The sequence below is a fragment of the Halobacillus mangrovi genome (assembly GCF_002097535.1).
GTDB lineage: Bacteria > Bacillota > Bacilli > Bacillales > Halobacillaceae > Halobacillus > Halobacillus mangrovi_A.
This window is the reverse complement of record NZ_CP020772.1, coordinates 1763168-1777126: the sequence shown is the minus strand read 5'-3', so window position 1 is coordinate 1777126 and position 13959 is coordinate 1763168. Positions and strand designations below refer to the sequence as shown.

The window sequence follows — 13959 nt, the reverse complement described above, 5'->3', positions numbered from 1 at the left end:
CATAAATTCAAACCCTTTAGAAGGTTTAGGGATGTTGGTCCAGAAGCACAGCTTATTACTTAAACTATAAAATTATTTGAAAATTTCCAATAGAATGTGCTTTATGAAGCTTTACTATTGCCGAGGATACGTATTTATTGTTATCTAACCCAACATATTCTTTCAATTAACTTACGAAGATAAAAAAACTTCGCAAATATTTAAAGCTTAATCTTCCCATACAACATAAAAAAGCTTCCCTTTAAAGGGAAGCTTTCTCACAATTATGGACGGAAGTTCCCATTTGGATAACCGTTGACTAACACTAGCCGGCTATAAAATTGATTTCCGCCTCAGCCCACTCTCCAACATCAGTGAACGACAGCTAAGGGTTATAATCGGCGACATCCTCTTTAACTTTAACCAATTCAATTTGACCAAGTGGACCATCGTATAATCTACCTCCACCCTTCGCACCGAATACACGAATACTTATTAAATTTTCTTCTCCATATTTAATTATATCAGCCGGAATCGTATATTCACGCTCCCAATCCCATGCAGAGATCATTCCTTGCTCACCTTCTCCCATCGGGAAAGTGCCAGACTCGCCGATTATTTGACCATTCATAAATGTTTGATCAACATCATCTATTTTTCCTAGCTTCACTTTTAGCGAATAGCCTTTCCATTCTTTCGGAATATGGATCGCTTTTCGATACCATCCGTAAGTGTCGTCTTCGAGGTAATTAGAATGATCTTCCCAACTCCTTGGAAGGGTAACCTCTTGCCAGTTGGTGTCATTGAACTCAGGAGACTTCCAAGTTTCATTATCTCCTTTTTGGAACAGCCAGTTTCCTGCAAGATTTATTAATGGCATAGCTATAGGTTCAGGTACTAAGTTTCCTATGGAAACATTATAAGCGTCTGCTTTCCCATTCGTATCATAGGTGAAGGTCACTTTTTGAGTACCACCGCCTGCTTGAGCTGGGACTTCTACATCTTTTGTTTCTACTTCTTCACCATTCACAGTAAACGGAACAGTGGTTGTTCCTGAAGTTGTGCCAAAATTCGTCACTGCAGCTTCAGCCATAATCCTTTCCCCATCCGCTGTTACAGAAAGGTCGCTATATTCAAAGGTGGGTTCTTTTTCGTTGACCTCCACTTGATTGACACTCAGTCCATCAACTTGAACTTTATATTTTCCTGGTTCAAACAGTTTATCGTAAGAAAGAGTCACTTCTTTGGTACTGTGAGGTGCAATTCTGATCTTTTCTTCAGCTACTAGCTTACCATTTACCATCAATTGGACCTTTTTACCTGTCACGACTTCGCTGTTATTCTCGGCTTCTGCCGTTACCTGAAATTCATCATTAGATTGGATAGCTTCTGGGACATGTCCATAGGAAAGTTTCAGCTTGGGATCCTTATATTTAGGAAGATCTTTCCTTTCCTCTTTAGAAGCTGGATACATTCGTACAGCCTGTCCGCCTCCTGTGGCCATAGAAGTCACTAGTGTATCTTTATGGCTGACAATCACTTTCTGAATAGAAACAGCTTCTGGATTTTCTTCCAAGTCCACATTATGGGCGTCAGAATAGACCTCCGCTACATACTTCTTGTCTTTATCCAAGAAGTCTAGGTCGACATCCAAGTCTCTCGCCTTTTCATCCGTAATACTCCCCATATAAAATTCATCTCCACTGCGACGGACAATCGTGGCATAATCACCAATTTCAGCATTAGGAACCATAATATCGTCCCACGTTACTGGTACACCTTTGATGAACTTAAATTCCAGTAAAATATTTCCATCTTAATTCGATACCTAGTAATGGAAACGTAAAAAACTATTCCATTAATAACAGGTACTCCCTACTATGATACTCTTCCTTTACAAGCTTATTACTTTATTCTTTACCCGTGAACTTTTTTAGATCCTCATTCCAATCCTTAGAATTTGACGTATCAGATGATTTTTAATTTGTTAGTAATCGGTGATGATTTTCAGCAAACTCCCTCCCCGCCTAGGCTCCATTTTTTAAGATTTTACAGTATGCATACACTATCAAATAACCTACCAAATAAAATTAAAAACGTGAAAAATATGTTCCAACCTTTAAAGTATCTAAAATAATCAAAGAATAAAAAAACCTTCGATAAGAGTTGCAATGATAGAAATTACAAATACCGATTTAATTTGAAAAATAGTTTTATTATGATGTGCTAATATCGTAGAAGATGCCGGAATTACACCTATAATCATTGGAATTGATGCAAAGTTTGACTCCAGCTCAAATAGGTAAACTTTCACATATTCGTAAGCTATAGATCTTTTAATCATTATCCACGAGTTAGGCATTTGTACTTGCACATAAAATTACCTTTTATAAAATTCTGCCCCAAAACGGAGATTTAGTGAGCAATGAGCCCCAAACACGAAAAAAACGCTGAATCCCTTGTATTGCAAAGGTTTCAGCGCTTTGTTAGTTAGCGTCCCAGGCAGGATTCGAACCTGCGACCCACAGCTTAGAAGGCTGTTGGCATACACATCATCACTATAGATTAAAGTGGAACAGTCACCGTCAAATCAACCTTCTTTAGGGTTTAGAATGCTATAACCAAATTAAAATGGGGCTAAAATAAAGAAATTCTGCCCCATTTCTGCCCCAAAGGTATTTTTCGAGTTTCCTCCAAAAATGCAGGCAATTGAACGCTACCCTGTCAGATCCCCAATTACTAATGTTTCGTAATCATTAACAAATGAATCAGTACGATCGTCTGGGTATTTCAATTAGGAATTATTTTTAGTTTTTTCATCAAAGGGGGCGAATGCTTATTAAGCAAACGCCCCCAATACATTTGATTTCGAGATATATTGGAGCTGAACTTAAACTAACGCACCTGTTAGTTGAACAGACTTTTTCTATTGAAGATTAGAACGTAATATTTATTAAGCGGTTTATATCCCTTTTTTATTTCCACTATTACCATAGTTCCCTTGTCCATCCCTTTCAGGATGCAAGTCTTAAAAGCTATTTCCATGCATAGTCTTCATTATTAATCCTTGGCATTTTATTAAATAAATTATTTATTGGAAGTAAGGCTAGCCTCGAACATATCTATAATATGAAGGAACCTTTCTGCTTCACGGAAGACGTGGTCAGCTAAAAGAGGGTGGATAATACTTTTGATCCTACATTCTTCAATCAATTCCCTTGCTGCTTTCTTAAAGTCTCGAAGAGCAACTACTGAGACCCGATTTTCATCAAGGAAATGATCTAAAATTGGTTGAGTTTCTGACTGAGGACGCATTGAATCTAAGTCGGTTGCTTGGAAAACTAGTTGATCAAAATCATGACTAAATTCCCTCGCTTGGTCAACCAATTTTCTTTCAGATGGATCGAGTAGATGACCTATAAATTTAGAATGATCTGCCATTATTCTTAAGAAGAACACGTTCTCTTTGATAATTTTTGCGGGAGTCGGTTTCAATTTCCCTTCATTTAATTCTTTCAACCGTTCAGCAAAATAAGCTGCCTCCCGACTAGTATGGTCTAGTAATAAAGGAAAATTGTTGGACCTTATTTCACATCGTAGTGACAATCCAAGGACTTTTCGCTTATATGCCCAAATAGAAGCAGCTGCTTGATATACTTGATTATTAAAAGTTGCTATTTGTTGAGGGTCAGAGTTTACAGTGAATTGACCTAATTGTTGTTCAATTCGTTCAAACAAATCAATATACTGCTGGGCCTCTTGGATTAATTTTGTGTCGTCAAAGTTAAATCCGAGACTTAGAAACAAGGCGTGCTCTTTCATAATCCTAGACCAGAAACGGATTTCATCCAATGAACGAGCTACAAATTGACTTGCCATATAATTCCCCCTAGAAAGTTTTCACCGAGGAGATTATATGCACTAATTTTATTTAAAAGAACCATCATAAAATACCCCTAAATAGAACTCAATTATTGTGAGAATTAGAAAAGAGCTGTTAGGTACTTATTAAGAAGAAAAAATTTATACGAGCACATTGAATCGGTTTACTCCCATTTGATAGAGTATATAGTTTACCATTGGGGGAGTTGTTATTTGCATAAGGATTTAGAAAAAATTGAGGGTCTTAGAGAGCCGATGCATATTATGTACATGCCCCCCCAATACCCCCATAACTGTTTAGCAATCGTTAGACGAACTCTTGAATGAGTATGATTGTCGAAATAAGCAAAGAGGAATTCCTCATTGCTTATTTTCTTAAATTGATTGCAAAGGTAGCATTGGTGCGCTTATGTGACCCAAGCCCAATATTTCCTACAGAGGAGTTTTTATATCCATAAAAACTGTTGGTGTAAATGTTGCAATTGGTATAAGAAGCCCCCCTTTTTATATCTCCGGCTTAGGGTTTGTAAACTTGATAACTCCAAAATTATCTTGTAGTATCATTTCTCCCTCTTTATGGTACATGTTTAAAATTTGTAGTAACTTCATCCTTTCCTTCCCTTTTTTAATCTAAATTCAAAGAACCCCACTTTAGCTTCTGGTGTCATAAAGCAGGTTTCTATCTCTTTTACTCTTAATCTCATAAGGGAGGGTTTCATCTTTGAAAGTACCATTCTCTATTGCTCTATTTGCTTTTTTCTGGCTTCTCAAAGCAAATTCATCTTGTGATTCTCTAGAAATATTGTATTGTTCTGCTAAATTTCCAACAGTCAATCCCTTAGTTATATTTTCATATTCTTCTATTGGTTGGGACCTTGGTTGACTTTATGTATTAGGATCTACTAATTCAGCATTTCCTGCTTGTTACCCATACCTTGCATTTCTAAAATAATAAGGAGCAGTACACATACTTTCTCCACCACCTGCTAATACTACATCGGCCAAACCACACATAATTTGTCGAACAGCGTTATTGATCGATTGTAGTCCAGAACCACTTTGCCTGTGCACTGTATATCCTGGAACTGTTACAGGGAGCTCTGCTTTTATTGCAGCGATTCTGGCTAGACTTGATATGTCAGAACTTTGTTTGGCAATCCCAAAGGTAACTTCATCTACTTCTTCTCCCTCTACATGACTTCGAATAAGAGCTTCTTTCATAACCGACACAGACAAAAAGTCAGACTCGACATCCTTTATCTCCTCCCATACGACCTATTGCTGTTCTGACCCCATCCACAAAGACTATGTTCTTCATATTAAAATCCTCTCCGTTAGACATATTGTCGCTTTAATTCTGAAGCGATAATATTTTTTTGAATTTGAGTCGTACCTTCATAAATTTTCGTAATCCGTGCATCTCTATAATAGCGTTCAATAGGATACTCTTTGATATAACCTATACCACCATGAATTTGAACCGCTAAATCGGCAACTCTATTATAAACCTCAGAGCCGTAATATTTAGCTATAGCAGCGTCTTTAACCACACGCTGTTTTTTGTCTGTCATCCAAGCTACCCGATAGGTAATTGCACGAAGTGTTTCAATTTCAGCTGAAATATCCGCCAACATATGTTGTACTGCTTGTTGTTCAAATATCGGCTTACCGAACTGCTGTCTTTCAAGAGCATATTCCATGGAATGTTCTAATAGTTTTTCACAGGAACCAAGATTCCTAGCAGCTAAACCGGTTCTTCCATTTGCTAATATTTTTAGGGCGTTAATGTACCCCATCCCTACTTCACCCAATACATTCTCTACCGGAACCTCCATGTCCTCAAAGAAAATTTCAGCAGAATGAGACCCCCGAAGTCCCATTTTTTCTTCTACTTTTCCTAAAACAAATCCCGGAAAATCCTTTTCAACAATAAATGAAGTAATACCTTTAGCATCCTTGTCAGAATCTGTAACCGCCATTACTGTAAATATGTGAGCATCCACAGCATTTGTAATATAATGTTTTGAGCCATTCAATATATACTTATCGCCTTTTTTCACTGCTGTGGTTTTCAAGTTGGCAGCGTTAGACCCAGCACTCGGTTCTGTTAAAGCAAATGCTCCTAACCATTCCCCGGTAGCCATCTTAGGTAAGTATTTTTGTTTTTGCTGTTCATTTCCCAATTCCACTATTCCTACTGTCCCTATACCTGTATGGGCGCCTACTAAGGTAGTATAACCGTTATGTGTTTTTCCAAGTTCTTCATATATGGCGCATTTACCCACCATATTTAATCCCAGACCACCATATTCTTCAGGAATACTAATACCGAATATCCCTAATTCCTTAGTCATTTCAATGATATCGTCAGGAATCTGGTTTTTCTCTTCAATTTCCATTGCTACAGCTTCAACTTCTTCTTGCACAAAATTTCTTACGCCTTTTCTTAATGCTTGTATCTCTTCATTAAATTCAAAATCCATAATTCTGCCTCCTAATAACTACTTCCCCTGAAATTCCGGAGTTCTTTTTTCTAAGAAGGCTGAAATACCTTCTGTTTTATCATCTGTTGCCATCAACATAGCTTGGGCATATTTTTCAAACATTAATGCTGTATCCATATCAATATCAGCACCTTTATTGAGTAAAGTCTTAGCAACCCTTAGAGATAACGGACCTTTCACAGCTATCTTTTCAGCAATTTCCAATGTCTTATTCATCAGCTGATCTTGTTCTACAAGATCCGTAATGAGTCCATAGTCTATAGCTTGTTCTGAAGTAATGATTTCACCTGTAAGAATCATCCTCATAGCCCTTCCTTTCCCAATTATGCGTGCTAAACGCTGAGAACCACCGGCTCCGGGGATGATGCCTAAATGAACCTCTGGGAGTCCAAGTTTAATATTAGAAGTCGCGACACGAATGTCGCAGGCAAGGGCTAATTCAAGTCCCCCACCGACAGCCGTACCGTTAATAGCAGCAATAATAGGCTTTTCATATTCTTCGATTTTTCTATATGTTGCTGTCATATTTGGTTCCAAAGCAGATACAGCGGTTCTTTCTTTCAATTGATTTATGTCTGCTCCAGCTACAAAAGATTTATTCCCTGCCCCTGTAAAGATAAGAACTTTGATCCTATCATCCTTTCTCCAAGCACCTAAGACACTCTCAATCTCTGATAAGGCGGATAAATTAAGGGCATTTCGCTTCTCCGGATTATTTATCGTGATTATCCCCACTCCATCTTTAACCTCAGTAAGTAGATATTTATAATTCATAATTACCTCCTAATAATAGTCATAGAATCCATGACCCGATTTCCTTCCTTTCCTGCCTGATTTTACATATTTGGTAAGTAGTGGTGAAGGTCGATACTTCTCTCCTAATGTCGCATGGAGATATTCCATATTACGCAAGCGAGAATCTAGACCGACTAAGTCTGCAAGTTCTAACGGACCCATTGGGTGATTTAATCCTAACTTCATCGCTTTATCGATATCTTCTACTGAAGCTACACCTTCCATCAACATATTCATGGCTTCGTTGCCAATTAAACAATTCATGCGACTGGTTACAAAGCCAGGAAATTCGTTGACTTCTACTGTCTCTTTCCCCATTATTCTCCCAAGCTCCTGAGCTTTTTCTACTGTTTCTTGCGATGTGTCAAGTCCCTTAATGAGTTCAATCAATTTCATTTTGTGAACAGGGTTAAAAAAATGCATGGCAATACATTGGTCAGGTCTCGAGGTAGAGGCGGCTATCTCTGTAGGACTCATTGTTGAAGTGTTTGTCGCCAAAATGGTGTAATTATCACATAATTCATCCAACTGCCGGAACATGTTGATTTTCAATTCCATATTTTCAAAAACGGCTTCGATGACAAAATCTACTTGATCTACTGCTTTATCAAGATCTTCCGTATAAGTGAGATTGGATAAATAATCTTCTACTCTTTCTTTTGATATAAAGCCTTTTTCAGTGCTTTTATGCATGGTCTGTTCTATATACGTTTTTGCTTGTTCAAGCGCTTCTTGGCTAATATCATTAATTGTCACTTCCAGTCCATTGATCGCCCCTAAATAGGCTATACCTCTGCCCATTGTGCCGGCGCCAATTACGCATATTTGATTCATTTTTAATTCTCCTTTACGGTAGATGTAGGGAAAAAAGTGTGTAGAAGGATTGTCGTATAAATAAGCTAATACTTCCTTTGTTATATGTGTATTAACGAAGACTGTCTTGATTCTTCCCCAGAGCTATAAATACCGATTCAAATGTTTAAAAAGGCTACCATTAATGGCTGTGGTCTTCATACCTTCAGCAGTCTTTATCCTCCAAAGTTTTCAGGGCACTTGAACCTAAATTTGCTTTTCCGATCTGAACAAGCGACATTTGCAATTTCTGCATATATTTTCCAAGAGTATTATTCTTACGTTAATGTAGAATTAAATTTTATTAAATTACTTGGGCCGATTTTTCATATGGGTCAAACATATATTTATGGACGAATATCCCTGCAAGGAATAAACAAATAAATAGCGTATCATACAGTGCATACCAACCAGCTATTTTGTAAAGGTAAGCACCGATTAAAGGCGCAACTGCTGTTCCAACAAATCGAATAAAGTTATATACTCCCATAGCTGTTCCCTTTTCCTCACCAAATATATTAATGAGGATTGTAGTTTGGGCAGGTAAGCTTGCTCCCAGTAAAACGCCATAGGTTAATAGAAAAAAGACTAGCATGGGCATAGTTAGTAGTTGTAAAGTTAAACACAGGGAAAATAATAAAACTGTCGCACCTATTCCATATGAAGCAGAAACCATAATTGCTTTACGCGTTAAATGAACCTGAAGTTTACCGCCCACAATAGTACCAAGCGCAATCCCAACAGTAAGGGGCAAAAAGAGCAGACCTTTCATTACTAAAGAAACATGAAAAAAATGGTCTAACAAACTAGGTAAAAACACTAGGTAAGTATAATACCCATAAAATTGAAAAAAAGCTAATACCATAATGGAGAGTCCTGCTTTATTAGAGAGGATCTTTTTAAAAGTCTTTGAGGTAATTTTCCTTGATGAAGTACCTTCTTCTAGCGTTTCATGAAGAATCAAACGATTATATATGTAACTTACAAGGGCTCCTAAGCTAAGCACAGCAAAGACCCATTGCCAATGAACATAGGCAGCAATTAAACTCCCCAAAATAGGTCCTAACACAGGGCCTAAAAAGATCATCGTTTGATAAACACTCATTGCTCCACTACGTTTATCCGGTGGATAAATATCACCGATCACTGCCGCAGCAACCACTGACCCAGCACTGATCCCAAGTGCTTGCAAGGATCTTCCAATTAAAAAAATTGTATAGTTTGTAGTCAAAAAACAAATCATTGATCCTATCAGAAATATAAGAAGACCAGGTAATAACGTTCTCCTTCTTCCTCTTTTATCTGATAAAGGACCAATAATAAATTGACTAAAGGCTAATATAATGGTGTACAAAGAGATGGTTAGGTTAACCATTAATGGATTTGCTGTAAAAAAATGCCCAACTTCTGACAAACTCGGTGTATAAATCGTTTGAGTAAAGGGGCCTAAAAAAGCAGCAGATGAAAGACCAATTAGTATTTTTCTGTTGCTCGACATGTCATCTTTCATCTCCATTTCTTTCACAAAATTTCTTAATTGATCATTCCACAACATATACTAGCGAATAGAAAAGATAAGGATTCCGATTAGTGTTCGGAATCCTAGATTAAACTCTGAATATTACCAGTATATAAAGAGGATCAGGATTAACTGAACAGCCCCTTCACACTAGAAGTATCAAATTCTAAACACGTAGATTTTCCACTACAGTAGAAATTCCCTGACCTCCCCCAATACATAACGTTACCAAGCCATAACGTGAACCTCTTCTTTCCATTTCATGCAATAATTTCACCATCAAAACTGCACCTGTCGCCCCAATAGGATGGCCTAATGCAATGGCTCCCCCATTAACGTTTAACTTACTTTCATCAATGCCTAACTCTTCAATTACTGCTAAGCTCTGTGCAGCAAAGGCTTCATTCAGTTCAATTAAATCAATATCCTCCATCTTTAAACCGGCCTGTTTCAGAGCTTTATTCGTTGCAGGAACAGGGCCAATCCCCATAATAGAAGGGTCTACTCCAGATACTGCTTGAGAAATAATACGAGCTCTTGGTTTTAATCCCTTGCGTTTCACAACATCCTCCGATACAACCACTAGAGCAGCAGCGCCGTCATTCCTCCCACTTGCATTCCCTGGGGTAACCGATCCGCCTTCTTTAAAAACAGCAGGTAATTTTGTTAATTTTTCCATAGACGTTTTACGTGGATGTTCATCTGTATCAAAAATTATAGTATTTCTCTTTTGTTTTACTTTAAAAGGAAGAATTTCATCTTTAAAATGTCCATTTTCTATTGCTGCGTTTGCTTTCTTCTGACTATTTAAAGCAAATTTATCTTGGCGCATTCTATCAATATTATATTTTTCTGCAAGATTTTCAGCAGTTAAGCCCATCGTTAAATTACCGTATTCTTCAATAGGCTGGGCTCTAGGTTGACTTTCTGTATTTGGATCAACGAGTTCTGCATTTCCTGCTCCATAACCGTACCTTGCCTTACGTAAATAGTATGGAGCAGTACTCATACTCTCACCTCCACCTGCTACAACAACCTCTACTAAACCGGACATAATTTGTTGAGCAGCATTATTAATAGATTGTAGGCCAGACCCACACTGACGATGTACTGTATATCCTGGCACCTCTATTGGAAAGCCTGCTCGCAAGGAGGCAAGATGTGCTAGATTAGGAGTATCCGAGCTTTGTTTTGCGTTCCCCCAAATTACCTCATCTACTTCTTCACCTTGAAGGTCTGAACGTTGGAGTACTTCTTCCATCACACTACTAGATAAAAAGTCTACTTCAATATCTTTCAGAGTTCCTCCCATGCGACCTATAGCGGTTCTCACTCCATCCACAATATATACCTCTCTCATTACTTTCATCCCTTCTACACAGATAATTCTTATTCATTGCGCTTTTTTTATTTCTTTAAAATTCCCATTTAACGTGTATTTCTGTAATACGAATACGATTAAGAGAAACCCTAAACCTAGTAAATCAGATATCACGCCTGTGTAAACAAGTGAAACTGCACCTAGAAATAGCATTAACCTCTCGTACCAAACTGCATGGCGGAAAACCCATCCTTCTGCTGCTGCGGCCATAGCTATAATTCCAAGGATTGCAGTAACTAGCGTAATGATAATCGTTAATGCATCTCCTATTAATAAAATAGAAGGGCCGTAAACGAATATAAACGGTACGATAAAAGCTGCAATCCCTAGACGTAAAGCAGTTATTCCTGTTCGCATAGGATCTGAACCAGCAATTCCTGCCGCCGCAAAAGCAGCTAGAGAAACAGGCGGGGTAATTGCTGATATAATGGCGAAGTAAAAAACGAACATATGGGCTGCAAGTGGTGCGACTCCTAATTCAATAAGGGCAGGAACAGTTAAAGCTACTTGTACTATATAAGCAGCGACTGTGGGTAAGCCCATTCCTAAAATAATGGAACTAATCATAGTAAATATTAGAGTTAAAAATAAACTTCCTCCAGCTAAAGTTAAAATTAGCCCGCTAAACTTCAATCCTAGACCCGTCAAACTTAGCACGCCGATAACCATTCCAGCAGCACCACATGCAATTGCTGTTTCTAATACAGCTCTCGCTCCTAAATCTAGTCCATCAATGATTTTTTTCAAAGATAAACGGGTACTTGATTTTAATGAGGCAACAAGGATGACCGAAACAATTGCGTACAAACCTGCTCTCATTGGAGAATTTCCGTTCATTAGGAAAAACACAATCACTAGTAACGGAATAAAGAAAAGATATCCCTCAATTAAAACTCTTTTTAAGTTTGGAAGTTCATCTTTTCTCAATCCTCGCAAACCTTTTCGTTTCGCACGTAGATCCACTTGAAAAAATAAACAAAGGTAGTAGAGTAATGCAGGAATGATCCCAGCAAGAGCTACGGCTGTATAAGGAACTCCAACATAAGAAGCAATGATGAAAGCAGAAGCCCCCATGATTGGAGGCATGATTTGTCCCCCAGATGATGAAACAGATTCTACAGCACCAGCAAATTCTTTATTATAACCGGTTTTTTTCATCATAGGTATGGTGAAGGCACCTGTGGTTACTGTATTTGCTACTGCGCTTCCAGATATCGTTCCCATGGTTGAACTTGCAAATATAGCTGTTTTAGCTGGTCCACCACGATACTTTCCCATAGCTGCCACAGACAAGTCGATAAAAAACTTCCCTGCACCCGTAATCTCAAGAAATTTCCCAAAAAACACGAATATGAATATAAACGTGGCAGAAACTCCTAAAGGAATACTAAATACTCCACCAGTAGTATAAAAGAGGTGATCAATTATCCACATAAACGTAAAATCTTTATGAGATAAAAAGCCAGGAATATATTGTCCCCATAAGGCATAAGCAAGACATGTTACTACAATCAGCATCAATGCAGTCCCTACAACTCGTCGAGTAACTTCTAATAGCAAGAGTCCAGCTATCATACCTATAACGATTTGAAGTTGGGAGAGCTCTTCTACATAAGACATACGGGATGCAATATTTTCTGCATTTATGGCAAAATAAATAAATATTCCAACCGTCATAAGTATCGCTAACACATCATACCAAGGTATCTTCGTTTGATTTAACCGTTTAGATGGCTTATATATGGCAAATGAAAGAATCATAGCAAACCCTAAATGTGCAGATCTTTGCAAGAATGATTCAAATACTCCAAATACAGCCGTGTATAAGTGAAATATAGACATTGAAATTGCTATGAAGGTTATAAATCTGGCTATCCACCCTTGAGCATTACGAAATTTTTCGTTAGTATTCTCCTGGGTTATCTGTTCTTTAGCCTTTGAGTCCGTACTTGCACTCGCCAATTCTATCACCTCATTATTTCTTTAAAACCCTATATGATAATTGACATTTCAAGAAAAATATGGTTGTATTTACTCTAAGGCACCAATTTCTTTATAGTAACGTTTTGCCCCTGGATGCAGTTCGCCGATATTATTTTCAACTGAAAACTTTGCATTAAAATCAGAAAGGGTCTTGGATAAATTTGTCCATTTTTCTTTATTTTCTACTACCATCTTAGTTAATTTGTATGCGCTTTCTTCACTGATCGTATTCGAGTTTGCTACCATAACTGTAAATGTTGAGACTGTTTTGACATCATTTTTCGAATTTGGATAAGTTCCTTTTTTAACCGTATACTCTAGATAGGCAGGGTTGGCTTCATGCATCTTATCTATAGTAGATTGATCTAATGGAATAAGGCGAATACCAACTGTTGTATCTAATTCTTGAAAAGAGGAAACTGGTGCTGTCAATAAACCAACATAAGAATCGAGATTACCATCACGTATTAAGTTTACTGCATCAGCAGTACCTACATATTCTACTGCTCCTAGGTCATCATAACTCATATCATTGACTTCTAGAATTTTCTTAAATGCAAGCTCTCCACTATAGCCTTTCAGACCAGGACTGACTTTTTTCCCTTTTAAATCCTCAATTGAATGAATATCAGAATCAGCACGTACGACAATATGCATAACGTTTGGATACAATGTAGCAAGTGTCTTTAGATTTTTTGCTGGTTTCTTAAACTCACCTTTTCCTTCTATTGCTGAAGGGATAACTTGGCCATTACTAAACCCTATATCTATTTGATCTTGTGAAATACCTAATAGATTCGCAATTGTTCCGCCTTCAATTACCGTAACAGATGTATCTGGGTTATTATTTGAAATCTCATTTCCCATTGCTCCTGCCAGAGGGTACCATAGCCCACCTTGAGATGAAGCACCAAATGCAAGGTCAGACGGCAATTCTTTTGGTGTAGCATTAGCATCTTCTTTATCTTTAGCTGCTGTGTCTGAATTACTTCCACAAGCAGTAGCTAGAATGGTCAACAATGCAATTAGAAATAGTGAGAAAGTTTTCTTCATTAAGAATTCCT

At 37.7% G+C, this 13959-nt stretch carries 9 protein-coding genes and 1 pseudogene; all 10 read right to left on the bottom strand.

Features of this window, described 5'->3' with window-relative positions:
* Positions 1-364: 364 nt before the first annotated feature.
* The 10 genes and pseudogenes from HM131_RS08585 to HM131_RS08535 all read right to left on the bottom strand — a co-directional run bounded on the left by HM131_RS08585 (position 365) and on the right by HM131_RS08535 (position 13948).
* On the bottom strand, positions 365-1735 hold the full coding sequence (locus HM131_RS08585; protein WP_269749131.1) for a glycoside hydrolase family 97 C-terminal domain-containing protein: 1371 nt from the start codon (positions 1733-1735) through the stop codon (positions 365-367).
* Between the two features lie 1331 nt (positions 1736-3066).
* On the bottom strand, positions 3067-3858 hold the full coding sequence (locus HM131_RS08575) for a DUF2935 domain-containing protein (RefSeq protein WP_085029365.1): 792 nt from the start codon (positions 3856-3858) through the stop codon (positions 3067-3069).
* A gap of 654 nt (positions 3859-4512) precedes the next feature.
* A pseudogene (locus HM131_RS08570) lies at positions 4513-5082 on the bottom strand (thiolase family protein).
* 113 nt (positions 5083-5195) lie between these two features.
* On the bottom strand, positions 5196-6344 hold the full coding sequence (locus HM131_RS08565; protein ID WP_085029364.1) for an acyl-CoA dehydrogenase family protein: 1149 nt from the start codon (positions 6342-6344) through the stop codon (positions 5196-5198).
* Between the two features lie 18 nt (positions 6345-6362).
* On the bottom strand, positions 6363-7139 hold the full coding sequence (locus tag HM131_RS08560) for an enoyl-CoA hydratase/isomerase family protein (protein WP_085029363.1): 777 nt from the start codon (positions 7137-7139) through the stop codon (positions 6363-6365).
* A gap of 9 nt (positions 7140-7148) precedes the next feature.
* Positions 7149-7994 (bottom strand): 3-hydroxyacyl-CoA dehydrogenase family protein, encoded by an 846-nt coding sequence (locus HM131_RS08555; RefSeq protein WP_085029362.1) that lies wholly within the window; start codon positions 7992-7994, stop codon positions 7149-7151.
* A 322-nt stretch (positions 7995-8316) separates the two neighbouring features.
* A complete protein-coding gene (locus tag HM131_RS08550; protein ID WP_232324901.1) occupies positions 8317-9522 on the bottom strand; it encodes an MFS transporter in 1206 nt (401 codons plus the stop codon).
* Between the two features lie 175 nt (positions 9523-9697).
* On the bottom strand, positions 9698-10891 hold the full coding sequence (locus HM131_RS08545; protein WP_085029360.1) for a thiolase family protein: 1194 nt from the start codon (positions 10889-10891) through the stop codon (positions 9698-9700).
* A 33-nt stretch (positions 10892-10924) separates the two neighbouring features.
* Positions 10925-12874 (bottom strand): TRAP transporter permease, encoded by a 1950-nt coding sequence (locus tag HM131_RS08540; protein ID WP_232324900.1) that lies wholly within the window; start codon positions 12872-12874, stop codon positions 10925-10927.
* Between the two features lie 69 nt (positions 12875-12943).
* On the bottom strand, positions 12944-13948 hold the full coding sequence (locus HM131_RS08535) for a TAXI family TRAP transporter solute-binding subunit (protein ID WP_085029359.1): 1005 nt from the start codon (positions 13946-13948) through the stop codon (positions 12944-12946).
* Positions 13949-13959 lie beyond the last annotated feature (11 nt).

Bases quoted from the DNA above. Each gene is read 5' to 3' on its own strand.
- HM131_RS08560 (WP_085029363.1), bottom strand. From the start codon at position 7,139: ATGAATTATAAATATCTACTTACTGAGGTTAAAGATGGAGTGGGGATA.
- HM131_RS08565 (WP_085029364.1), bottom strand. From the start codon at position 6,344: ATGGATTTTGAATTTAATGAAGAGATACAAGCATTAAGAAAAGGCGTA.
- HM131_RS08575 (WP_085029365.1), bottom strand. From the start codon at position 3,858: ATGGCAAGTCAATTTGTAGCTCGTTCATTGGATGAAATCCGTTTCTGG.
- HM131_RS08535 (WP_085029359.1), bottom strand. From the start codon at position 13,948: ATGAAGAAAACTTTCTCACTATTTCTAATTGCATTGTTGACCATTCTA.
- HM131_RS08555 (WP_085029362.1), bottom strand. From the start codon at position 7,994: ATGAATCAAATATGCGTAATTGGCGCCGGCACAATGGGCAGAGGTATA.
- HM131_RS08550 (WP_232324901.1), bottom strand. From the start codon at position 9,522: ATGAAAGATGACATGTCGAGCAACAGAAAAATACTAATTGGTCTTTCA.
- HM131_RS08545 (WP_085029360.1), bottom strand. From the start codon at position 10,891: ATGAGAGAGGTATATATTGTGGATGGAGTGAGAACCGCTATAGGTCGC.